The sequence below is a fragment of the Celerinatantimonas marina genome, from assembly GCF_046054165.1.
In the GTDB taxonomy this organism is placed as follows: Bacteria; Pseudomonadota; Gammaproteobacteria; order Enterobacterales; family Celerinatantimonadaceae; genus Celerinatantimonas.
The window spans coordinates 91,078-115,964 of sequence record NZ_JBFNXK010000009.1 but is presented as its reverse complement, the minus strand read 5'-3'; the positions used below and the strand labels follow the sequence as shown (position 1 = coordinate 115,964).

The following is a 24,887-nucleotide window of genomic DNA, read 5'->3' as shown; positions in this document are numbered from 1 at the left end:
CTTTTAATAAAGGCTACTTAAACCAATATTGGGCCAATATCGGGAAGGTAGTAATCCATATTTATATCTGAACAAGTATTGGTTGAAGAGAAAAGGGACTGACCGTGAAAGCGCTCAGTCCCTTTTTATTTGGGTATATCTATTTTAAAAATGACTCATGCATAGGGAAGTGGGCAGAGATTGCCATTTTAAGCAATCTCATCGTGTGGCTTTCGTCATTAATGGCTTCGAATAAAAGGTGGTTTAGAAAACCAGATAATGGCGAGCAAGGCCACGAAGAGCCAGCCTAGCATGGTGAAATAATCAATCGTTGACATCATTAGAGCCTGATTACTCATGGTCTGCTGAATCTGTGCTAAGGCTGATTGTGTGAATCCACCTAGCTGGCTTAAATATTGAGTTGCTATCGGGTTATGTTGACTAATATGTTCATTGAGCTGTGCATAGTGGAATATTTCCCGACGATCCCAGATCCATATTGAAAGTGAGGAGGCGAAGCTACTGCCTAGAACTCGTAAAAAGGTAGCTAATCCGGCGCCTTCGGCTAACTGATGATTGTCCAAATTAGAAAGCAAAATGGTCGTCAGTGGCATAAAAAAGAGTACAACGCCAATGCCCATATATCCCTGCACAAAGGCAATGATGGCAAAGTTGGTTTCTGAATTAAAATGGGCTCGGATAAAGCAGGAACTGCTGATCACTAAGAAGGAAAGGGTAACGAGTAACCGCATGTCAAATTTAGGGGCATATTTCCCAACCAAGGAAGAGGTCAATAGTGGAATAATCCCCATAGGGGCTGCCGCTAATCCGGCCCAGATTGCAGTATATCCCATATTGGTTTCTAGCCATTGTGGCAGGATGAGGTTAATGGCAAAAAATGCAGAGTAGCCAAAGATTAAGGCAATTGTTCCTACGGTGAAGTTACGATCCGTAAATAATTTCAAATTAACAATAGGATGAACTGCTGTAAGTTCCCATATGACAAAGGCGATCAAACTCACCGTGGCAATACCGGCTAGAGTCATAATGAAATTAGAAGCAAACCAGTCTAGATTATTTCCCTTATCCAACATAACCTGTAGGGCTCCAACGCCAATGACTAAAAAGGCCAGCCCAATGAAGTCGATAGGAGTGCGGATTTTATCTTCCAGACGATGCCGTAACTGTACCCATGTCACTGAAGCAGCAAATAACCCGATGGGGATATTAATATAAAAAATCCAGCGCCAAGAGTAATTGTCGGTGATCCAACCTCCGGTGATCGGCCCAACGATAGGAGCTACAACGGTCACCATCGAAATAATAGCAAGAGCCGCCGTGCGTTTGTGGCGTGGGAAAATGGCCATCATTAAGGTTTGAGCCATTGGAAATAGCGGCCCGGAGCAAAATCCCTGTAAGGCTCGGAAAAAAATAAGCTCACTCATGGACTGAGCCATACCACATAGAAATGAGCTTATGACAAATAAAAGGACTGATCCTAAAAATAATTTAGTTTCACCGATGGTACGGGCAACCCAGCCGGTTAGCGGCAAGGCAATAGCATTACACACCGCAAATGATGTAATCACCCAGTTCCCTTGATCGGAGGAAACCCCCAGATTTCCGGCGATGGTAGGCAGAGCAACGTTAGCAATAGTCGTATCTAAAACCTGCATGAAAGTAGCTAGGCATAATCCTATGGCCGCTAACGCCAGATTTTGAGGGCGGAATTGGTAATTCTGTTCCATATTAGCGCTCTGTTAGCATCATTTTTGAGGCTTTAATACCGTTCAATTTGAAGATTGATGCAATTATCTGTCGAGTTTGGGCGAGTTGATGGTCATAGGTTCGGGTCTCTAACCGAGGTTTTTGGTTGATGGTTTCATCCAGTAGAGGCCCTTGTTGATGGGCTAGATGGACCGTCACATTCATCGATAGTCCAATGCGCAAAGGATAACGATCTAGATTTTGAGCATCCAATTCAATTCTGACGGGTAACCGTTGTACAATTTTGATCCAGTTTCCGGTTGCATTTTGTGCCGGCAGTAGTGAAAATGCGCTTCCGGTACCAATTCCTAAACTGGCAATGTGTCCTTGATAATGAATATTACTGCCATAGAGATCGGCCGTGATATCTACCGGTTGTCCTATACGCATATCTTTCATCTGGCTTTCTTTAAAGTTAGCGTCAACCCAGACCTGATTTAACGGAACTAAAGCCATTAAATTATGACTGGGAGTGACTTGTTCACCCAACTGAACGGAACGCTGGGAGACATAACCACTCACTGGAGCGGGCACGATCGTATATTCATTATTCAAAAAGGCTTGTTGCAGTTGTGCAATGGCTTGTTTGATCGCTGGATGATCGGCAATCGCAACGCCATCCGTTAATGCGGCTCGACTCTGAAGTGCTTGTTTGGCTGCCATCAATGCATTTTTTGCAGAGGTGAGTGCATCTTTATAATGATTTAATTCCTCGACAGAAATCGCATTTTTTTTAACCAATTGTTGCCGCCGTTGATAATCGGCTTGAGCCTGTTGATAGGCCACCTGTTGGATATTGACCTGAGATTGATAATTTTCTACATCGGTATACAAACTCCGGGTTTGACGAATCACATTGGCTAAATTGGCTTTGGCCTGTTCCAGAGCAATCTGAGTATCATTACGATCGAGGGCAACTAAGGGTTGTCCTTGCTGTACATAATCTCCGTCTTCAGCATAAATTTTAGTGACGGTGCCACTGATTTTTGGGGCAATATTTAATATATTTCCCTGAACATAGGCATCATCTGTGGATTCATAATATTGACCATAAATTTCATAATAGCCATAGCCACAACCTAAAAAGAGCAAGAGCGTTATCATCAGGCATAGCATGATCTTTTTGCGTTTTCGGGAACGAATAGCCTGGCTATGCGATAGGGGTTCTTGAGATTGGTTTTCCATAGTTAATTATGCCCTTGAATACCTTATTCCGTCTTAGTGTCCGTTGGGGGTGTTTCTATGACACCTCCGGTTGTGAGTAACCGTTTGAGCAATGATTCTAAAAGTTGAATTTCTTCCGTGCTCAATCCTTGAGTGATTTCATTTAAACCATCTACGATAACCTGAGGAAATTGCTGACATAATTGAGTCCCTTCTTGGGTCAACTGCAGTTGAATACAACGGCGGTCATGTTGATCTCTGATCCGTAGGAGTAGTTGTTTTTTTTCGAGACGATCAATCATTCGCGTGGTGGCACCGGCATCGATATTGAGTCTCTGGCTGAGATCTTTGCAGGAATAGGCTTCCTCTCGATACAGCAACAACATGACCTTGAATTGTTGTGCAGTGATATCCAATGGCATCAGGTGTTTGGTAAGGGCTTTATCTTTGTATTGATTGGTTAGATGAATTAAATGCCCCAGATTTAGACAGAGTCCGTGTTTATTAAATGTTTCGATATTAAAATATGCCATGTCAATATTTGCCTAAGCAACTATATTGAGGGCTAATATACGGATTTTGGTTGCCGAATGCAACTAGTTGCCTGGGCAATTAGTTGAGACATTAGCTAATGTTGGAATAATTCGTTGATTAAATGACAAAAAAGATACGAAGCCGTATCAGGTCTGGTTTGGATCCGCATGCTCTTGGCAAAGACCATATAAACAAAGTTCTTTATCTGTGAGTCGCAATTGGTAGCTGGAGGCAATTTCTTCTACTCGAGCATTGATGATGGGATCATCGAACTCAATAATTTTTCCGCAACGTTGACAAATTATATGGTCGTGACTGTGTTGATTGCGTTCAAAAACGGCACTTCCGCCTTCAAAATTATGTCGGGTAATCAATCCGGCTTCATCAAACTGATTTAGAACTCGGTAAACAGTGGCCAATCCCAGTGCTTCACCTTTATCTTGTAAATATCTATACAACTCTTCGGCATTGACATGGTGGATCGGTGACGATTCAAAATATTTTAGAATTTGTAATCGGGGGGCCGTCACTTTTAATCCGGCTTTTTTAATCAATTGGGCTAGATTATTCATCGTGTTGGTTGGGAATTCCTTTTTTATTGAAGCAATAATGAATTGAGCAATCAATCTCTCATATGAGTTAAAAAGAGAGTCTGAGTCTCTATTGGCGGCCTGTACTCAGGGGCTAATATTAAGAACCGTGATTGAGAAAAAATGGGTACCATCATGCTCTTTTTCACGGGTATAAAACTCACTTAAGATATATCTACAATAAGCAAAAAATGATGAAAAAACAATAATAAAGTTGCTGTTAAAAGGATCAAAAAACAGGTGGCTGTATTTGGTTTTCTGAGAATGAATCTAGCGCCTAGGCGCTAATTTATCACAGAAGCTGCCCTATGCGATGCGTTATGCAGCGATAGGGCATTTCAGTAATTAGAATATTGTAAAAGTAATCCGTACAAGATCACGACTTAGAGTTCAAATTTGGCAACGAGGTCCTGTTGTTTACGTGCTTGTTCCTGCAAAGCCTGACTTGTTTCCGCGTTATCCTGAGCGCCTTTGGCCGTATCTTCGGCTGAGTCGCTAATATTCACAACGCTGGCACTGATCTCCTGAGTGGTAGTGCTTTGTTGCTCGGTTGCACTGGCGATTTGGATGTTCATTTCGACAATTTGGCTGATGGAATCGCTCATCATGCTTAAACGTTCCCCTGCTTGTTCTGCCACACTGATATTTGTGTCATTTTTGGTCACATTGACTTTAATCACCTCGACAACAGCCTGAATAAGTCGTTGCATGATTTCAATCATGTTTTGGATTTCTTCAGTTGAATTTTTAGTTCGGCTGGCTAACGAACGAACTTCATCGGCAACCACGGCAAATCCCCGACCTTGTTCACCGGCTCGAGCTGCTTCAATCGCTGCGTTTAATGCCAGTAAATTGGTTTGTTCGGCAATATTCTGAATCGTTTCGATGATGCTATCAATTTTTTGTCCGTACTCATTTAGCTCCAAGGCAGTGGTTGATGCTTTATTGATATGGCTAGCCTGTTCTTTAATATTTTCAATCGCTTGCTTAATCAGGTTGCTCACATCATCCATCTGATTATTGGCTTGTTCTGCTGCCATCATCGTATCCTGAGCACGTTGTGCCACTTCGGCTACAGAACTTTCCATTTCAGTCATCGCTGATGCGGTTGTTTCTAATAATGACTGTTGTCGATCCATGGACTGAGTAGTGCGTTCGCTCACATTAGCATTTTTCTCAGCGGCATCACTCAGATGCTGGGTGTTCTGGCTTAAAGCAATAAATGTTTCGCGTAAATTCTGTACCAGTTCATTGAGGTAACTGCCTAACTCACTAAATTCATCCTTCCCAGATTGTTCAAAATGGACTCGCATATCTCCTTGAGACATCTGCACCAAAGCTTCGCGGAAAATTTTAATGGAACGTCGGATCCGGCCAGCAATCCAAAGGGGAATAAGGATCGCAATAACCAAGGAAATCGCACTGACGATCGCAATTGAGCGCAAGATGAGCTGGATACTCGTATTGGCATTCTGTTGGGCATTTGTGACCATTTGCTTGGCTTCATTGACGAAAGCATCCGCATCGCTCAATAACTGAGTTACCTGATCACTAGATTGCTTCAGCAGTTGATTTTCTTCAGAGATAATTTGGTTATGGGTTTGATATAGCTGGTATAAGCCATTTGGAGCGGTGATTTGGGCGATAAGGGGCGTCAGCATAATACTGAAAAGTTTCCCCTTGTTGGTATCATATTGTTTTATTTCTTCAAACCGTTTGGGCAGGATAGAATCCATCCCAACGATATTTTGTTGTAGTGTTTTAAAATTATGATCAACCAAGTAATTGTTGAATGCATCAAAGATCTGTTTTGCTTCTAGATCCAACCCTTTCATTAAACTTTTAAATTCTGGATCCGAGTAGCGAGGGCCGTAATATTTGGCCAAATAATAATTTAATCGGCGTTCCAGACGAACCATATTATTGAGTTGAACATTAATATTTTTTTCATTGATGAGTCGGTTTCGATGCAGCTCTATCAGTTTTTTGACTGTATTGGAGTATTGGCTACGAGTATTCTGAATCGAAGTGATTTTCCCAGAAAGAATGGCATTATTTGCAATGACCTGCTGTGGCGTGTTGGACAAGAGTTGATTGATCTTTTGGTCAAGATCGGTGTAATTCTGTTCATATTGGTTGATCTCATTGACCGTTGTCGTATTAAAGACAGAGAGTACATTCTGATTTTGTTGCAACAAGGTGAGTTTGGTCGAGTTTGCCGTTTGGGATAATGGCAATGTTTCACTCGAGATCTGTTTAAAGTTGTTGCTAATGTGGCTTACCGAGGTGTAATTGACTCCTACTGATACCAGTAGTGCGATCAATAACAACAGAAAACCACCTATAATTCGTTGTACTAATGTGAAAGACATATCCAGTATCCTTTTATCTCGAATTATTTGTCTTGCAACTGTTGATAGTTATCCGGGGTGATTAATTTAAATGGAACCCAATAAACCGGTGCGGGACGTTCTTTATTGATCAATTGGTAAGCCATTTCTACAGAAGCCGATCCCTGTCGATTGGCATCTTGAAGCACGGTGACATCGAGTAGCCCTTTTTGCATTTCCTGAAGCGCGTCCGGAGTGGCATCAATACCCCCTAACAAATAAGGTTTGGGGTCAATCCCTGAATCCTGAAAGGCGAGGATGGCTCCTAGAATCATTTCGTCATTATTGGCAACTAGAATATTGAAATCTAATTTATCCTGAAGCCATTTTTTGGTGATGGCATATGCTTTACTGCGGGACCAGTCTGCTGTTTCGGAGGCGACGAGTGACATGTCTGGATATTTAGCAATGACTTCTTTGACATCTTGGCTTCGGCTCTGGGCTGCTCTATGAATCTTTTCACCCATAAGCATTGCGACTTTTCCTTTATAGTGAGCTAATCGCGCCAGTTCTTCCATTTCCATGGTGCCGGATTCTTGTTCATTTGACCCCACATAGATGACATTTTTGGGGAGTTTACTCAGATCATGAAGTGGTTCAGCACTGACAAATACCAGCGGTGTTTTTCCCGTGATATCCATAATTTTTGGGGTATATTCGGCGTCATCCCATTTTATGGATGACACAATGATCGCGTCCGCACCAGTTTGTACATATTGACGGATTTGCGCTAACTGTCGATCCGTATCATTGTTGGCATAATCGATATAGATGTCGTCATTATTCGCATCAGCTGTTCGTTCCATACTTAATAACAGCATATTTTGAAAAGTGTCGTTTAAATTTGCGCTGACTGCGATGAATTTAGCACTGACTGGAGAGATTGATAGCAACATAAGGAAGGTTGCTCCAAGCATCCATCGTATCGCGCGTGTAAACTGAACGATATACGGCATAGATTACTCCTAAGGGACTAAAATTGAGGCCTGTGATTTGCTATAGCTATAATATAGTTAAAATGAATTAAGAGTGTTGGTTTGATTTCATATTCTGTGATAACTAGCATTTAATTAATAATAAATAGGGATCAATGTTGGATAATAACGTCGAATATTATTTGAATGAATGATGGATTTGATTGAAATTTATTCACATCGTCAGTTATATATTAAATATCGACATATTTAAAATGTTGTTTTGATTCTATTTAATTGATTAAATTATAATTAAGTGTAATTTTATTGTCAATAAGATTAATAATACATATCTTGAGACACTAATTGAGCTTAAAAATCTATTGGATGTGAATATAGTCATATAAGATAGAGGGATATTAAAAATAATAAATTTTCATGTCCTTATCATGTAATTTCAAGGGTGTAATAGGACTCTAATGAAGGAGTCATCTGTGTTGGAGACGCTGCATCATCGCACATTAATTTATTGATATTTATAACTATAAGATGTTGATTTATGGATAAAATCAATCCTTAATATTTGTGATTTATATTTGGGTTATAAATGAAATGGCATTTTTAATGCGAGTTGAGTCACACTTTTGTGGCCTGTTAGTTGCTCTGCAATGGATTATATCGTTATTCTTAATCTCAGTTAGTTGGATTGTAACTGCTTGATTGCAGGCAAAACCTGGTTAAGTCCCTATGCAAGGCATTGGGTATTTGATCAGGTTTTTTTATGCGTGCATGTAAAAATTTGTGTGAGATTTATGGTTTAAATCTCTTTTAAAACAAATAGATACAGTTTTTAATAGCAGTGCAAAATGGCAGGATTGTAACCGTCTATCGGGCAAAACCTGGATGATTGTATGGGTCATTGTTATGACCGGTGCAAAATCCAGGTTTTTTTATGTCCGAAATCTAGGGTTGACAGCCCCTAAGGGAAACTCCTGTTTCATGTTGTATTTATTCATTAGGACGTTGAATTATGGCATATGAGCAGTTAGCTTCAGAAATTATCAAAGGTGTTGGGGGACGGGAAAATGTTGCGAGTTTAATCCACTGCGCAACGCGTCTTCGTTTTAAACTGCATGATCATGATAAAACCGATCGGGAATCATTAAAGAGCAACCCTGATATTATCGCTGTGGTTGAAAGTGGAGGCCAGTTTCAGGTTGTGATCGGTAACCACGTTAATCAGGTCTTTGAGGCCATTAATGGATTAGACGGTTCCGTGGCGGCCACAGTATCTAAATCGGCTGAGAATAGCCAAAGCGATGATAAAAAAGAGAATCTGTTCGCTAAGTTTATTGATATTATTTCGGGGATTTTTACTCCCTTGTTAGGGGTTATGGCAGCTTCAGGGATCATGAAGGGGTTGCTGGCCTTAGCTATTGCCTGCCATGTTCTGGCTCCGGATGATGGTTGTTATCGAATTTTATATGCGGCCAGTGATAGCCTGTTTTACTTCTTCCCAATTATTTTAGGATATACCGCCGGCGTTAAATTTGGTGGCAATCCATTTGTGTCTATGGTGATTGGTGCGGCTTTGGTTTATCCCGATATGGTCAGCGCTTATCAGGCATCGCAAGTGGCGAATGCCGTACCATTACATTTTTTGGGGATCCCAGTCATTTTAATGAATTATACCTCATCGGTGATTCCCGTTATTTGTGCCAGTTGGGTCAGTTCTAAGCTGGAGTACTTCTTTAACAAGTGGTTACCGAGTGCGGTTAAAAATTTCTTTGCTCCCTTGTTTGCCATCATTATTGTGGTCCCTCTGACTTTCTTGGTGATTGGTCCAATCGCAACATGGTTAAGCCAGATTATTGCACATGGTTATGAATGGCTTTATCTGGTGAGCCCAGTGATCGCCGGTATGATTATGGGAGCCTGTTGGCAGATCTTCGTTATCTTTGGGCTGCACTGGGGATTTGTTCCGATCATTATCAATAACCTGACTGTATTTGGTTCAGATAGCATGATGCCGCTGGTTTTACCGGCTGTGTTGGCTCAGGCAGGTGCTGCGTTAGGGATTTTCCTCAGAACTAAAGATGCCAAAGTTCGGACATTAGCCGGATCCTGTTTTACTTCGGGAATCTTTGGTATTACCGAACCTGCGATCTATGGCTTAAACCTGCCACGTCGCAGACCGTTCATTTTTGGTTGCTTTAGTGGGGCGATCGGCTCTGGTATTTTGGGGTTATATCACGCCCATATCTACTCATTTGGATTGCCGAGTATCTTATCGATCCCTCAACTGATTCCGAATAGCGGTATCAATGCCAGTTTTTGGGCTGCTATTGTTGGCTCGGTGGTTGCGATTGTTTTGGGTGCCGCTTTGACTTATCTATTTGGTTGCAAAGATGAAGGCAAAGTGGCTCGGTCTAAAAAAGCGGATCATTCAGCTAAAGAGCTACAACAGTCTGTTAAATAAATGAATAAGTTTTGGATTCAGACCTTGATTCTGGATACCACCCATTGAATGTTATTGATTGAAGTATCGAAGGAGAAAAGAGTATGAGTTTTCGTTTTCCTGACTCGTTTTTGTGGGGTGGAGCTATTGCAGCCAACCAGGTTGAAGGAAGCCATGTCGCTGATGGTAAAGGATTATCAACATCGGATGTTCAGCCTAAAGGGGCCTTTGGTGAACTCGTCAAACGAGTCCCCGGTGATTTTAATATTAAAGATATAGCGATCGATTTTTATCATCGTTATCCGGAAGATATCGCGTTATTCAATGAAATGGGATTTAGCTGTTTACGCTTATCGATTGCCTGGAGTCGGATTTTTCCAAATGGGAATGATGCGCAGCCTAATGAGGCCGGTTTAGCTTATTACGACAAAGTTTTCGATGAATTAAAACAATATGGAATTACGCCATTAGTCACTTTGTCCCATTACGAAATGCCTTTGCATTTAGCCGAACACTATCAGGGGTGGGCCAGCCGGGATGTGATTGGTTTCTTTGAAAAATATGCGCGTGTTGTCTTTGAACGTTTTGGCTCTAGAGTGAAACATTGGCTGACATTTAATGAAATTAACGTGACATTAGATGAACCGTTTACAGGCTCCGGTTTACCGCGGGACTGTAGTGAACAAACACGTTATCAAGCGATTCATCATCAGCTGGTGGCGAGTGCTAAGGCTGTAAAAGCCTGCCATGAGATTATCCCGGATGCCCAAATTGGTAATATGATGTTAGGTGCTGTTTTGTATCCACTTACCAGTCATCCAGCTGATGTATTGAAAGCGCAGCGGCAGAATCATGATTGGCTATTTTTTGGGGATGTGCAGGCTCGTGGTTATTACCCCAGCTATATGAAACGTAAACTTGCCCAGTTGGGCGTTACGATTGATATCACGGCCGAAGATGAACAAGCACTGAAAGAAACCGTTGATTTTATTTCGTTTAGTTATTACATGACCGGTTGTGCCAGTGCTGATCCGAAAGAGCAGCAGAAAGCCAAAGGCAATATGCTGGAGATGATTGCCAATCCATATTTGGATAAATCAGAATGGGGATGGCAGATCGATCCCATCGGTTTACGTTACTTATTGAATTTATTATGGGATCGCTATCAGAAACCGATATTTGTCGTTGAAAATGGTTTGGGTGCGAAAGATCAGATGAATGCCCAAGGTGAGATTGAAGACGATTATCGGATTGATTATCTCAACTCGCATCTGTATGAAGTGGGCGAAGCCATTCAAGATGGCGTTGAGGTGATGGGATATACCTCTTGGGGGCCCATTGATCTGGTGAGTGCATCAACCGCCCAGATGTCAAAACGCTATGGTTTTATTTATGTTGATCGGGACGATGAAGGTCATGGGTCCTTGGAACGGAAACGGAAAAAAAGCTTTTTCTGGTATCAAAAAGTAATTGCGTCTAAAGGTGAAGCATTAACAAAACCTATATATACGCGTTCGTAATTTGAAAATTAGGATTGTGAATCTGCTTATCTGAATGATCTGTTATTTTAGCATCATGATGAAGAGCAGTTTCCTTTCTCATAAAATTTATGAGGTCGATTTTTTATAAAACGATCTACATAATAGATATAATTTATCCGGGTGGTGATATTGTTACAGGTACTGCTTTTTGATTATTGCTAAGTCGTATGGAAAATATGAGTAAAAAGCATACTAAAATATAATCCCATTGCATATGATAATGGGATACAAGGGAAGTTTAGTTAAAATAGAATTGCAAAATAATAATTATATTAATAACGGATTTTAATGAATTTATGGATAGTTTATAACGATCCATATTGATGAGTAATATCACTATTTTTTACAGTTTTTTATCTAAAAAACAGTATTCGGTTTATCAGTTTTCCTCCACGTCAGGGACGACAGTGTGGAGCAGCATGGAGATGCATCAAGCTGATGCAAGGCGATATTTAAGTTAATCGTTTTGCCGTAGCTGCATATGATTTAGGCCTTTTTTATACCTCACCTTGGTGAGGTGCTTTTGGTTATTACGAGTAATTCCTGTCTTTAAGCGCTTGATCAGAACTAGCCTTTTTGTGATTCCTTTCATAGTGATATGTGATCAAAAACACATTTTTAATATCAATTGACTCATTTATTGTTTCATATCACAGATCCGAAACGTTTCGGTTTTAATCCAAAACGTTTCGGATATTTTTATAAAAAACTTAATATTTGAGATTCAACATGCAATTGCCCAGTATTCCATCACCGACGATTGATCGGCGATTTATTTCTTCGATGACATTTTATCGGGAGTCACTGCATCGAGATCGAAAGGCCGAGGAAAATTCTACGCACGTCATCCAACAAGAACGACGAGACAAGTTAAGCAGTCATTTATGGGGAGCGATTCACGCCTCATCGATGCTGATTGAGAGCCATTGGCTCAGTTTATCGGTTAGGGGATTAACCGGTTGAGTGAGCAACACTTCATTTAATCAATAAATATCCACATCAACGCCAAGTGGTCTTGGTTAAGGCCCTGCTGTGTCTGGCGATCGACTAAAGAGGAACTTAACATGAAAGCAATTTTTAACGGCCTGTGTCTGACACTGCTACTTTCGACGAACGTGTCTGCAACAGTCTGGAATACTTCTCACGGACAGCTAACTGGCTATGGTGATGTTGAATTTAACGTCGATGCGATGAATTCTCCGGGCGAACTATCATCGTTGGGGCTTAACACGGATCAAACCCGTCGACAAGATATTAATGGCCGGATCCTGCTAGGGCTGGATGGGATACAACACCGGGATAATCGTGCTTTTGTCGGATTTTCAGCTCAGCCTTTGGCTTCACTGCAAGATGGTATGACTTTAGATGATGCTAAATTTTTCTTTGGTAAAACATCACAGTGGAAAATACAGCTAGGGCGCTATGAGGCATGGGATATGTTCCCGATCCATCAAGATACCTTCGTTGAATATGCAGGAAACAGCGCTAATGATTTGTACAAAGACGGCAGTGGCTATGTGTATATGATGAAAGAAGGGCGAGGCCGGACCCATCATGGAGGTGGTTTTCAGCTTTCTCGCTATGTGGGGCATATGACTTTGGAATTGAATACGTTGATTGAAGATGGAACCTGTTTATATGCTGATGGCCAATATCATGGCAACAAACTTACCAATAAAAAGAATGTGATCTACTTGCGCCCTGTGGTCAATTGGACTTCGGGGCATTTCAGCCTGTCATTGGGGCTGGAAACGAATGTGATCCACGATGCCTATGGTTATTATGGTGCGCGCCATCAATGGCTGGACCAATCTCGACGTACCGGGTTCGGGGGATCTTTGGGCTGGAATAGTCTCGGGCAAGGGAATGAGAGCGAAGAAGCCGTCATCATTAATTTAAATTTAGCCGGGATGAATGCAACGGATGAAACCGATCAGAGTGTAGCCGTTAATGTCGGCTGGCATAATATCGAACTGGGTTATGTTTATGCCCATAATAAAATCGATCACTTTAATACTTCGGGTACGGATAGCTCCGGGGAATATCATATTCACACGCTTCATACCTCCTATCGATGGAAAAATATTCTGGGTTTCGAGAACTTTGATCTTTACACCGCTGCTTACTATTCGCTGTTAGAGCAGCAATGGGATGCGATGCCTTCCGCCCCTTCGCATCATGAGGGACGTTATGGAGTGAGAGCCCGCTTTAAGTATTATTTTTAGTAGGAACGGTGTGGATATTCTCAAGCTTTCATCAGATAGGATGACTTTAAATAGAGAATGTTAATCACAATGCCATTATTGCCTAAAATGATTGAACACAAGATATATAGGGCGCTAATGGTAAAGATGCTTCTAGTGAGCAATTTTAGAGAAGATGGGCCTTCATTTCGGAAATCCTCCGTGATGTATTCTGTGATTTAATTCAAAAAAAGCGTGAAATGAGAGTACTGCATGGGATGAGTATCACATTTTTGTAGAACAATGATTGTTCCTACGATGTTTTTCAGCCATATTTCACTACAGAAAATTTGGATTGTAACTGCTTTAGGGCAGGCAAAACCTGATCAGATAGTGTGCGAAAGTCTCTGTCGGTCAGGTTTTTTTTTGATAAAAGAATGTATTAATCAGGATTGTGACCGAGTATCGGGCAAAACCTAGATCTTCAATCGCGTGAGCGGTGGGTCTGGGTTTTTTTATGCCTACAATTTGGTGTAGGCATGTTTGACAGACTATGTGAAAAATAGGTGGATGTTGGATATGGCATATGAACAGTTAGCCCAAGATATTATCCAAGGAGTGGGCGGTCCGGATAACGTCAATAGCCTCGTGCATTGTGCGACACGTTTACGCTTTAAGCTGAATGATCCAGCTAAGGCGGATCGGGAGGCTTTAAAAGCAAATTCAGAAATCATAGCCGTGGTCGAAAGCGGTGGACAGTTTCAGGTCGTGATCGGCAATCATGTTGGGCCGGTTTTTGACGCGATCCAATCCAATCAGGCCGCGCCGTCAGCAGCGACATCGTCAGCAAGCAGCGATAAGAGTCGTTCTAAAGACTCATTGTTTGCTCGTTGTATTGATGCTATTTCCGGGATTTTTACCCCGTTATTAGGCGTCCTGGCTGCATCGGGGATCCTAAAAGGGCTATTAGCCTTGAGCATCGCTTGTGGACTATTGACCACTCAGAGTGGGACCTATCGGATCTTATTCGCGGCCAGTGATAGTTTATTTTACTTTTTCCCTATTATCTTAGGGTATACCTCCGGTGTTAAATTCGGTGGCAATCCTTTTGTGTCAATGGTCATTGGCGCCTCGTTAGTTTATCCCGATATGGTCAGTGCATTTCATGCTTCGCAGGTTGCCGGCAGTGACGCAATTCGCTTTTTAGGGATCCCCGTGGTGATGATGAACTATACCGCATCGGTGATTCCCGTGATTTGTGCCAGTTGGGTGAGTTCTAAGTTGGAACGCTTATTTAACCAATGGCTTCCCAGCGCGGTTAAGAATTTCTTTAGTCCACTTTTCGCCATCATTATTGTGGCTCCTCTGACCTTTTTAGTGATTGGTCCAATTGCGACTCTGCTCAGTCAGTGGCTGGCCTATGGTTACGAATGGATTTACTCCATAAGCCCAGTGATTGCAGGATTGTTGATGGGGGCCGGCTGGCAGGTCTTCGTTATCTTTGGGCTGCATTGGGGATTAGCGCCAATCATGATCAATAATTTGTCCGTATTGGGTTCTGATACGATGGCACCGTTATTGATCCCGGCGGTATTAGCCCAGGCCGGTGCTGCATTAGGTATTTTCTTGAGAGCCCGAGATGCAAAAGTGAAAACTTTGGCTGGATCATGCTTTACCTCTGGGATCTTTGGGGTCACCGAACCCGCCATTTATGGTTTGAATCTGCCTCGTCGTCGTCCCTTTATCTTTGGCTGTGTCGGTGGCGCTATCGGGGGAGCAATCATTGGCTTTTATCATACCCACATCTTCTCGTTTGGTTTACCTAGTGTTCTGACTTTCCCTCAGTTAATTCCAGCAACAGGGGTGGATAGCAGCGTATGGGCAGCCATTATCGCTTCTGCCATTGCGGTATTGGTGAGCATGTTCTTAACCATGTTCTTTGGTGGTAACGACAACCATGTAAAACAGAAATAAAAATTGGCTTAGTTATAAGGAGGTAGCTGTAAGTACGTAACCGTAAGTGCGTTTTGCTCAATAAGTATTGGTAACGACCCTACAATATAAGAAAGGACAATTTATATGAACAAGTCAATTAAAGCATCATTACTGTTATTAGGATTTTTTTCAGTCGGTGCTTCAGCGCAAGTGAATCCTCATCGCTGGCAATCACCTGTCGTGGGAAATTATTTAAATGACAAAGTCGGAAGCACCGTAAATCAAATTACGGATGTTTCGAAAAAAGATCGATGGTATTCCACTTATCGGTTTAAGGCCGGCTATCGTACTTATAAAGATTTCGATGGGGGTTATGTTCAATTTAATGCGCGTCTTCGCGGTAAAACTTATTTAACGGATCGCATTGGGTTTATTGGTGATTTGTGGTTCCGCGCAGCTGAAAACTACAACAAACGCGATGGTCAAGTTGTTAATAAATTTGATGATTTTAGTGAAAATACTAAATGGGAACAGCTTCGTATAGGGTTTGAAGATGATACCTTCGGCGCTCTGATGTTTGGTACTCATACCGCAACTTGGTCGTTCTTTGCTGTGGATATGGGCTCTCAGGCACTGTTTGATACCCAAGGGGAAGCTGGTGGGAAAAACCCGGGCAAAATTTTATATAAAAACTTCTTAGATAACGGCATTTTCTTAGCGGCTAGTTACGATACCAACTCGGATATTTGGGGGGCGGATATTGGTTATCAGGAAGCTGATATTTATCACTTCCAGCCTGATACTAAAGGGATCTATGCTGCTGTGCATAACGGCCAGCCGATGGTCCTCGTCGGAAGTCAATATATCTTCGGGAATGTCGATATTAATAAAACCCGTGCCGGTGATACCGACAATAGTGATACTAATTTCGCTCGTGATGATACCAGTTTATATACCTACTCACTCGCAGGTTTTTATAACTATGGTATGAAATATCGCTTCTCCAGTGTGTTCGCTTATTCCAAACGCGATAAAAGTGAAAGCTTAAAAGATATTCGCTCACAAGGTTTTGCGAAAGGAGGGTTAGGTTTCTCTGGAACAGTAGCTATTGAGAAGTACCCACAAAATCATAATGGCTTCGCTTATATTCTGTACAACACCTACGATGAAATCGGCAAATTTAGCGTGACTCCGCAATTGGAATACTGGTTTGGGGCACCTAATCTGCGCGCATGGGTTTCGTATACCTGGGAAGAAAGAGCAGATGACTCAGTTCGATTAGAAACGCAGTGGGATTTCTAAACGATTGTTAACGATTGATTGGGCACAAATATGAAGAGTTTATCATTATTAGCATGTGCGACCGCAACAGCATTAGCAATAACCTATTCGGGGATGAGTCAGGCGACTATATCGCCTGAGCTTAAAAAGCCTAATATTGTTTTTGTATTAACAGAGGACATGAATACCCGTTTAGGTGTTTATGGCGATACTGTTGCTCGGACACCTAATTTAGATAAATTAGCCCAATCATCGGTCACTTTCACCAACGCGTTTACGATGGCTGGTGTCAGTGCGCCTTCTCGGACCGGCTTAATTACTGGGGTTTTCCCTCAGTTTTTAGGGTTGCAAAATATGCGGACGGCCACCTTCCCCGAAGGTGGCTATGTCGGAGTTCCTCCGGCGTATATTAAAGCTTATCCAGAGCTGTTACGTCGCAATGGTTACTTTACTTACAATGATCTAAAAACTGATTATCAATTTACGAAAGGTGCGTTGGATGTGGGTCCTTTTACGATATGGACGAAGCATGGGACACCGAAAAACTTTGATGATTTCGTGGTTGGTCGGCATGTCCCGTGGCGCACCTATAAAGTGAATAAAAGTCAACCCATGTTTATCGAGTTGAATCCGATGATTACGCATGAATCGGGGTTATTCACCAAAGAAACCTGTCCGAAAGGTTTTGAAATGTTGATGAACGTTTGGGACAAAGTACGCTCACAAACCCAATACACACCGACTGATCCAGCCAGCGTAAAAGTTGATCCATTCTGGGTTGATAATGCCAAAGTACGCCAAGAATTGGCACTTTTCTATGACAATATCCATATCATGGATAAAGAAGTCGGGGATGTCATTCGCAAGTTAAAAGCGGATGGTCGTTGGGATAACACCATCTTTATTTTTTCTGCCGACAATGGTGATGGACTGCCTCGTCATAAACGTGAAGGTTATGATAGTGGCACTCATGTGCCGTTGATTATTCACATTCCCGATCAGTACAAACCCAAGTGGTGGCCAAAAGATGGCTCGAAGTTGGATCGTCTGGTTTCTTTTGAAGATTTGGCTCCGACTATTTTAGGTTTTGCGGGATTACCCAAACCAGCCTATATGCAGGGTGTTGATCTATCGAAAGATGCTCCTGCAAGTCGCAAGTACGTTTATGGTGATCGCGCGCGAATGGATACGGCCGCGATGCGCTCCTATTTTATCCGCAGTGATCAATACCAATATGTTCGCAATATGGACTCAACCCCAGGGGGAACCCATATCGCATTCCGTGATCAGTTGCATACCACGAGTTCTTTATATGAAGGAGAAAAGGCCGGCACGCTGAATAAAGCACAGTTGAAGTGGTTACAACCCCGGCCGGCTGAAGAACTTTACGATCTGAGTAAAGACCCATATCAACTTCATAATATTGCAACCGATCCTCATTACGCGAGAGTTAAACATGAGCTTAGAGATCAGCTCTATCACTGGCGTAATCGCGGTAATGATATGAGTTTAGTGGCCGAAGGCGTTATGAAAAAAGATCTACTTGATGCCAATGGTCAACAGAAAGTGACGTTGCCACCGGTTGTCGAGCAAGATTCTTTGACTGGCGAAATATTTATAGCAAACCGGAGTGATGGGGCCTCTATTGCCTATAGCTACGATCAGCAAAATTGGACCCTTTATAACGGTAGTTTTAATCCTAAATCTCATAAACAGGTCTTTGTTAAAGCGGTTCGGTATGGTTGGAAACCAAGCGCTGTAACAGAGTTTAACATGACGAAGTAGAACGTCTGTCTTGAGCCTTTGTATGCATTCATATCAAGGCTTTTATAAAAATATCAACGAGGGAATACACATGAAGTTGATGTCACGTTTTTTTAATCGCAAATTTAGCGGGGGTGGGGAAGTCAATAACCCACAGGAACTTCGTTGCAATGTCATATCACAGCGACGATTTTTGAAAATGGTCGGGGTCTCTGTTTTAGCCTCATCACTTGCATTACCAGCGGTTGCAAAAGATTCTAATAAACAGAGTGATACCTCAAAACAGCCTAACATTGTCATGATTGTGATCGATGATGCCGGTTTCGCGTCTTTAGGGGCTTATGGTTCTGAAATCGAAACGCCTAATATTGACCAACTGGCTTATAACGGACTTCGTTATAATCGGTTTGATTCTGCCGCTATCAGTGCGCCGACACGTGCAGCATTGGTGACCGGGCGGAATCCTCAGACTGTGAATATGGCTGATTTGCCACCTAAAATTACCATCACTAAAGAAGGTAAAATTGTTAGAACAAAAGCGCCTGCCGCGAGTGTTCCATTAGGTGCAGGTCCAGCCACTAGTGGTGAAATTCCACCGAATGCTCAGAACGTGGCTCAGGCACTACAGACTGCCGGTTATTCAACTTATGCTTTAGGTAAATGGCATATGGCGCCGGAATATGTGGATAACGAGAAACGCAACCACGCATTCTGGCCATTGCAACGAGGTTTTGATTATTACTATGGCTTTATCAGTGGCCATACTGATCAATATCATCCTGAGCTGATTGAAAACAATAAGGAACTGCCGACACCGCAGGATCCGAAGTACAATTTATCGGAAGACTTGATTGATCATGCGATCAATGTCATGAAACCGGGCGGTGATAAGCCGAAATTCCTGTATTTGGCTTTAGGGGCCACGCATGCGCCGTTACAGGTTTCTAAAACTTATATCGATGAATATAAAGGTAAATATGACATCGGTTGGGATCAATTGCGAGAAGAACGTTTTACCCGTCAAAAACAGTTGGGGATCATTCCGGCGAATACAGTCTTAACGCCACGTCAAAATGGGGATGCAGCCTGGAGTTCTTTGGATGAGCAGCATAAACGTGTATATGCTCGTTTCATGGAAACTTATGCGGGCTTCATGACTCAAACTGATGATGAAATCGGTCGTTTGATCAAATACCTGAAACAGACCAAACAGTATGACAACACGTTGATCATGTTGATTACAGATAATGGTGCGGCTTCTGAAGGTGGACCAACAGGTGGTTTCTTCCATGCGTATGGAGATAGAACAACCGTAGCTCAGATGGATGAACATCTGGATGAAGCGGGTGGTCCACAAACGTATATGCTGTATCAGCGTCCATGGGCCTATGCCGATGATACCCCGTTCCGCCGTTATAAATTATGGCCATTCTTGGGTGGGGTTCGTACACCGTTAATTGTTTCCTGGCCGAAACATATTAAACACCCTGGCTCCGTTCGTGATCAGTATGTCAACGTTGTTGACTTAGCACCAACGATGTTGGCTGCGGCAGGAACGAAGTTCGCTAAAGAAGTCGATGGTGTTAAACAGCTTCCGGTTGCAGGTCGTTCATTTATGAAGACTTTTGAACATCAGGATGCGAAAACTCGCACCGTACAGTTCTTCTCTTTGCGTGGTCAACGGGCGATTACCGATGGTAAATGGCGTGCTGTAGCAATGCATCGATTAGGGGATGAACCGTCGAAAGATGTTTGGCAACTCTTTGATACTGAAAAAGATTTTTCAGAATCAACTGACTTGGCTGATAAATATCCAGCTAAAGTGGAAGAGCTGAAAAAATTGTGGTGGAAAGAAGCTAAAAAACATAGCAACCCCGCATTTATCAAACCAGATCCATTCCTGTATAAATTTAATCATATGTCAGATGCATTTAATGATTAATTTGGCATAGAATTTAGTTCAGTGTTAAGGCCAGATAGTTATCTATCTGGCCTTTTTTATAGGTGATCTAGGTTGGCTGATATTCGAGCAATTTTTTCATAGATCTAGGCTAAATCAGCATTTACTTACTTCCCTTAACACCGTTCCTCATATCGCTATTATTTCATGATTTAGTACCGCCCTGTTGTCACGGCGGTCGCTCCATCCGGTGGAGCTTGAAACGTTGCGTATAAAAAGCTCTTTACATTCTGAACGCTGTTCATTATATTTTATTGAACAGTGTTTAATTAAAGAGGTTGAAAAGTTATGGCTCGCCGGAATGATCACAGTCGGGAAGAGTTGAAAGAACTGGCGTTAAACGCTGGGGAACGCATCATTGATGAACAAGGCATTCATGCTTTATCGGCACGGAAAATTGCCCAGCACATCGGTTATTCCGCCGGGACGCTGTATTTGGTGTTTACCAATCTGGATGATCTGTGCTGGCATATTAATGGCCGGACAATGGCGAAGCTGAATCAACAGTTGTCTTCGCATGTGGCCCGGTTAGCCATACCGCATTCGCCTACTGAAGAATTACGAACCATCGCTATGGCCTATCTGGAGTTTTCTGCCCAATGGCCGAATCGGTGGGCATTGATGTTTGAACATCACACGCCCGATACGATGAGTTGCCCGGATTGGCTCACCGATGCCGTGAATCGACTTTTTGCTTTTGTTCAACAGCCGCTGCGCCAGCTCGCGCCGGATGCGGATGATGCAGCGGTACAACTGGCGGTACGCTCGCTCTGGTGTGGGGTTCATGGCATTGCTGCGCTCAATTCTCGCGGGAAGTTATTCTTAACCGGAGCGCAAAGTGATGTGCTCATTGACGACCTACTGATGCGTTATTTAACCCATTGGTCCACAGGAGCATGATCATGAAAGGACTATTTCAGGTTCGCGGTTTCGCAGCTTTTTTGGCGGTGGCATTTATCAATGCCTTTGTCGATTTAGGCCATAAAATCATCATTCAAAATACCCTGTTTAAAAGTTACGACGGCAGCCAGCAAGTGTTGCTCACTGCGATTGTAAATGGGTTGATCCTCTTGCCGTTTATTCTCATGTTTACACCTGCCGGTTTTCTATCTGATCGCTATGCAAAAAATCGAGTGATGCGCGTGGCTGCGGCATTGGCGGTGGGGGTCACGCTACTGATTACCTGGTGCTACTACCAAGGATTTTTCATAGCCGCGTTTGTTTTAACCTTTATCTTAGCGCTGCAAAGTGCCATTTATTCCCCGGCTAAATATGGTTACATCCGCGACATTATGGGCGTCAATCGACTCGCTGAAGGCAATGGTTGGGTACAAGCCGCCTCTATGATCGCGATTTTGAGTGGTATTGTTGTGTTTTCAGCTTTGTTTGAGACGCTATTACCGGATCAGGCGAGTTATACGCCCCATGAGGTGCTGCAAATCATTGCACCGTTGGGCTGGTTGCTGGTGGCGAGTGCTATTCTGGAATTTGTCCTGACCCTGCGATTACCAAAAGGCCATGCACCGGCTATGGCACAGTCGTTTCAATGGGGCAATTATGTCACAGGGCGGACTCTCAAACAAAACCTGACGCTGCTCGCGAAGCATCGAGGCATCTGGCAGTCGATTCTCGGGTTAACGTTGTTCTGGTCCTTAAGCCAAGTGATGTTGGCGGTCTTCCCGGCGTATAGCAAAGATTATTTGGGCGCAACGAATACCTTCTGGATCCAAGCGACGATGGCGATGTCCGGGATTGGGATTATGTTCGGCTCCATCTGGGCCAATCGCTTGTCACGGCGTCAAATCAATCTCGCTTTGATCCCGGTTGGGATCGCCGGGGTTGCCGTTGGATTATTGCTGTTGCCACAAACCCACTCATTTATGCTATTAGGCGCATTGTTCTTCTTAATTGGAACAAGTGGCGCGTTATTTTGCATTCCGCTTAACGCCTTAATTCAGTTCCATGCCAATGAGGATGAACTGGGTCGCACACTGGCAGGCAATAACTTTATCCAGAACATTGGGATGCTGGCTTTTCTGGCGCTCACCGTGGTGTTTTCAACGACCCGGCTGGATGTGATCTATCTCCTCTGGGCCTTAGGATTAATTGCGCTGGCCGGGACCTTAACCGCGATTCGAATTCTTCCAGAGGCCCTGCTTCGTGGCGTCGTGGCAACCATTTTAAAACGGAAGTATCGGCTCAATGTGTTAGGCCTTGAACATCTGCAACAAGCAGAAAAAGGGGTCTTGTTATTAGGCAACCACATCAGTTGGTTAGACTGGGCGATGATCCAGATGGCTTGTCCGCGGCATGTACATTTTGTCATGGATCGCACTATTTACCAGCGTTGGTATCTTAAATGGTTCTTTGATCGCTATCGCGTGATCCCGATTTCTGGTGGGCAGAGTCGTCAGGCGCTTGGCCAAGTGAGTGAATTACTGAATCAGGGCGAAGTGGTTTGTTTATTTCCGGAAGGCGCGATTAGCCATCTGGGACAGTTAGGTGAGTTTAAGCGGGGCTATGAAAAAGCCTGTGCCGATGCGCAAGGCGTGATCGTCCCATTTTATCTACGGGGAATGTGGGGAAGTTTCTTTTCACGCTCATCTCAAAAACTGTCGCAACTCAGACGCGGTGGCCTTAAACGGGATGTCACCATTGCATTCGGCCAGCCTTTAGATCTACAAACCTCGGCTGATATTGTGAAGCAGCGTGTCTTTGAAATGTCGGTGACGAGCTGGAACGACTATACCGATACGCTGGAGCCGTTATCCTATGCATGGCTGAAGACAGCCAAGAGTAAACCGACACCGTGGGCGTTGGTCGATAGTAAAGGAGCGCCGCTGAGCCATCACAAACTTCTTACCATGACGGCACTACTCAGACGACGGATCAAGCGTCTGCCCGGCCAGAATTTGGGATTGTTAGTGCCTACGTCATCGCCTGGGATCGCAGCCAATATGGCAGCACTGATGGCGGGGAAAACGATTGTCAACATCAACTACACCGCAAGTATCGAGGCCCAACTGCATGGCGTGCAACAGGCTGACATCCAAAGCTTTGTCACCTCGCGGCGTTTTATCAATCAACTGGAAAAACGTGGCGTAGATTGTCAGGTGTTACTCAGCGATAAAGACGTATTTTATCTGGAAGATTTCCGAGAGCAGTTGGGGAAAATTGAGGCAGTGGCGACCGCAGTGATGGCCAAAGTGTTACCGACACGATGCTTGCAATGGTTGTGGTGTCAACCGCGAGATTTAGACGATACGGCAGCGATTCTATTCTCATCCGGAAGTGAGGGCACGCCTAAAGGCGTTATGTTGAGCCACCGTAATATCATGGCGAATATTCGTCAGGTTTCTGATGTGTTAAATGTCCGTGAGGATGATCGCATCATGGCCACCTTACCGTTGTTTCATGCCTTTGGGTTGACGGTGACCGGATTGCTCCCTCTGCTGGAAGGGATCCCCGCTATTTGCCATCCCGATCCAACCGATGGACTGAATATTGCGCGTGCCGTGGCGAAATATGAGGCCACGCTGATGTGTGCTACATCGACATTTCTACGCCTTTATACTCGGAATCGGCGCGTGCATCCGCTGATGTTCAGTAGTTTACGAGCGGTCGTCAGTGGTGCTGAAAAACTGGATCCACAGGTGCGGGATGCCTTTGCTAATCGATTTGGCAAAATGGTGTTAGAAGGGTATGGCACGACCGAAACAACCCCGGTGGCCAGTGTGAATCTTCCTGGATATATCGATCGGGATACGGCGCAAGTTCAGGAAGCGGCACGTCCGGGAACCGTGGGGATGGCTTTGCCGGGCACGACCTTCCGGATTGTCGATCCGGACACATTGCAAACCTTACCGATCAGAGAAGATGGGCTGATTTTGATCGGAGGCGCCCAGATCATGAAAGGCTATTTGAATGATCCGGAAAAAACAGCAGAGGTGATTGTCGAGATCGATGGTTTGCGGTGGTACAAAACAGGCGATAAAGGTCATTTGGATGAAGATGGTTACCTGACTGTCGTTGATCGCTACTCTCGCTTTGCCAAACTCGGGGGCGAGATGGTGAGCCTGGGGGCCGTTGAGCGGCAAATCCTTTCGATAATGCCATCTGCTGATTTATCGCTGGTGGCGGTGAATGTTCCCGATGAGAAAAAAGGCGAAAAAGTGATTGTGTTAGTCGCTGGTGAAACGGAACCTGAAACCATTCGTCAGTCTCTGCTTGAAGCGAAGATGCCCGCTTTGATGATGCCAAGCGAGATTATTGTCGTTGAGGAATTACCTGTGTTAGGGAGCGGAAAAGTTGACTTTAAGGCAGCTAAACAGCTTGCTTTAGAGAGGTTAGCTTCCGTTTGAGGATGTTGCTAACTAATCCCGTGATGTGAAGTAGCTTGGAATGAGAAATATGGTTTTTTAAAGGGG

At 43.4% G+C, this 24,887-nt stretch carries 15 protein-coding genes and 1 pseudogene; 10 read left to right on the top strand and 6 right to left on the bottom strand.

The window, feature by feature from the left end:
- Positions 1-218: 218 nt before the first annotated feature.
- The 6 genes from ABUE20_RS11645 to ABUE20_RS11620 form a co-directional block, all read right to left on the bottom strand.
- The gene (locus tag ABUE20_RS11645) at positions 219-1,727 is read right to left on the bottom strand and encodes a DHA2 family efflux MFS transporter permease subunit (protein WP_408620098.1); all 1,509 of its coding nucleotides are present in this window, start codon (positions 1,725-1,727) and stop codon (positions 219-221) included.
- 1 nt (position 1,728) lies between these two features.
- Positions 1,729-2,931, bottom strand: coding sequence for an HlyD family secretion protein (locus tag ABUE20_RS11640; protein ID WP_408620097.1), 1,203 nt, complete (start codon positions 2,929-2,931; stop codon positions 1,729-1,731).
- A gap of 23 nt (positions 2,932-2,954) precedes the next feature.
- Entirely contained in the window at positions 2,955-3,443 is a 489-nt protein-coding gene (locus ABUE20_RS11635) for a MarR family winged helix-turn-helix transcriptional regulator (protein ID WP_408620096.1), read from the bottom strand.
- Between the two features lie 147 nt (positions 3,444-3,590).
- On the bottom strand, positions 3,591-4,016 hold the full coding sequence (fur, locus tag ABUE20_RS11630) for a ferric iron uptake transcriptional regulator (protein ID WP_408620095.1): 426 nt from the start codon (positions 4,014-4,016) through the stop codon (positions 3,591-3,593).
- Positions 4,017-4,417: 401 nt separating this feature from the next.
- Positions 4,418-6,406 (bottom strand): methyl-accepting chemotaxis protein, encoded by a 1,989-nt coding sequence (locus ABUE20_RS11625; protein ID WP_408620094.1) that lies wholly within the window; start codon positions 6,404-6,406, stop codon positions 4,418-4,420.
- A 23-nt stretch (positions 6,407-6,429) separates the two neighbouring features.
- Positions 6,430-7,380 (bottom strand): substrate-binding domain-containing protein, encoded by a 951-nt coding sequence (locus ABUE20_RS11620; protein ID WP_408620093.1) that lies wholly within the window; start codon positions 7,378-7,380, stop codon positions 6,430-6,432.
- A 988-nt stretch (positions 7,381-8,368) separates the two neighbouring features.
- Between ABUE20_RS11620 and ABUE20_RS11615 the strand changes: the two genes are divergently transcribed.
- The 10 genes and pseudogenes from ABUE20_RS11615 to ABUE20_RS11570 all read left to right on the top strand — a co-directional run bounded on the left by ABUE20_RS11615 (position 8,369) and on the right by ABUE20_RS11570 (position 24,821).
- Positions 8,369-9,817, top strand: coding sequence for a PTS transporter subunit EIIC (locus tag ABUE20_RS11615; RefSeq protein WP_408620092.1), 1,449 nt, complete (start codon positions 8,369-8,371; stop codon positions 9,815-9,817).
- 83 nt (positions 9,818-9,900) lie between these two features.
- Positions 9,901-11,316, top strand: a complete 1,416-nt coding sequence (locus ABUE20_RS11610) for a glycoside hydrolase family 1 protein (RefSeq protein WP_408620091.1) — start codon at positions 9,901-9,903, stop codon at positions 11,314-11,316.
- Between the two features lie 750 nt (positions 11,317-12,066).
- On the top strand, positions 12,067-12,300 hold the full coding sequence (locus ABUE20_RS11605) for a hypothetical protein (RefSeq protein ID WP_408620090.1): 234 nt from the start codon (positions 12,067-12,069) through the stop codon (positions 12,298-12,300).
- A 101-nt stretch (positions 12,301-12,401) separates the two neighbouring features.
- Complete coding sequence (locus ABUE20_RS11600) at positions 12,402-13,562, top strand: carbohydrate porin (RefSeq protein ID WP_408620089.1); 1,161 nt, start codon at positions 12,402-12,404, stop codon at positions 13,560-13,562.
- A gap of 537 nt (positions 13,563-14,099) precedes the next feature.
- Positions 14,100-15,464 (top strand): annotated as a pseudogene (locus tag ABUE20_RS11595) (PTS transporter subunit EIIC); the annotation flags it as partial.
- 135 nt (positions 15,465-15,599) lie between these two features.
- A complete protein-coding gene (locus ABUE20_RS11590; protein ID WP_408620088.1) occupies positions 15,600-16,757 on the top strand; it encodes a hypothetical protein in 1,158 nt (385 codons plus the stop codon).
- Positions 16,758-16,787: 30 nt separating this feature from the next.
- Positions 16,788-18,521 carry a sulfatase family protein gene (locus ABUE20_RS11585; RefSeq protein ID WP_408620087.1) on the top strand — a complete coding sequence of 578 codons (1,734 nt, stop codon included), beginning with the start codon at positions 16,788-16,790 and terminating at the stop codon, positions 18,519-18,521.
- Positions 18,522-18,591: 70 nt separating this feature from the next.
- Complete coding sequence (locus ABUE20_RS11580; protein ID WP_408620086.1) at positions 18,592-20,442, top strand: arylsulfatase; 1,851 nt, start codon at positions 18,592-18,594, stop codon at positions 20,440-20,442.
- Positions 20,443-20,748: 306 nt separating this feature from the next.
- Complete coding sequence (locus ABUE20_RS11575) at positions 20,749-21,360, top strand: TetR/AcrR family transcriptional regulator (RefSeq protein WP_408620084.1); 612 nt, start codon at positions 20,749-20,751, stop codon at positions 21,358-21,360.
- A 2-nt stretch (positions 21,361-21,362) separates the two neighbouring features.
- Complete coding sequence (locus tag ABUE20_RS11570; RefSeq protein ID WP_408620083.1) at positions 21,363-24,821, top strand: acyl-[ACP]--phospholipid O-acyltransferase; 3,459 nt, start codon at positions 21,363-21,365, stop codon at positions 24,819-24,821.
- The last annotated feature ends 66 nt before the right edge of the window (positions 24,822-24,887 follow it).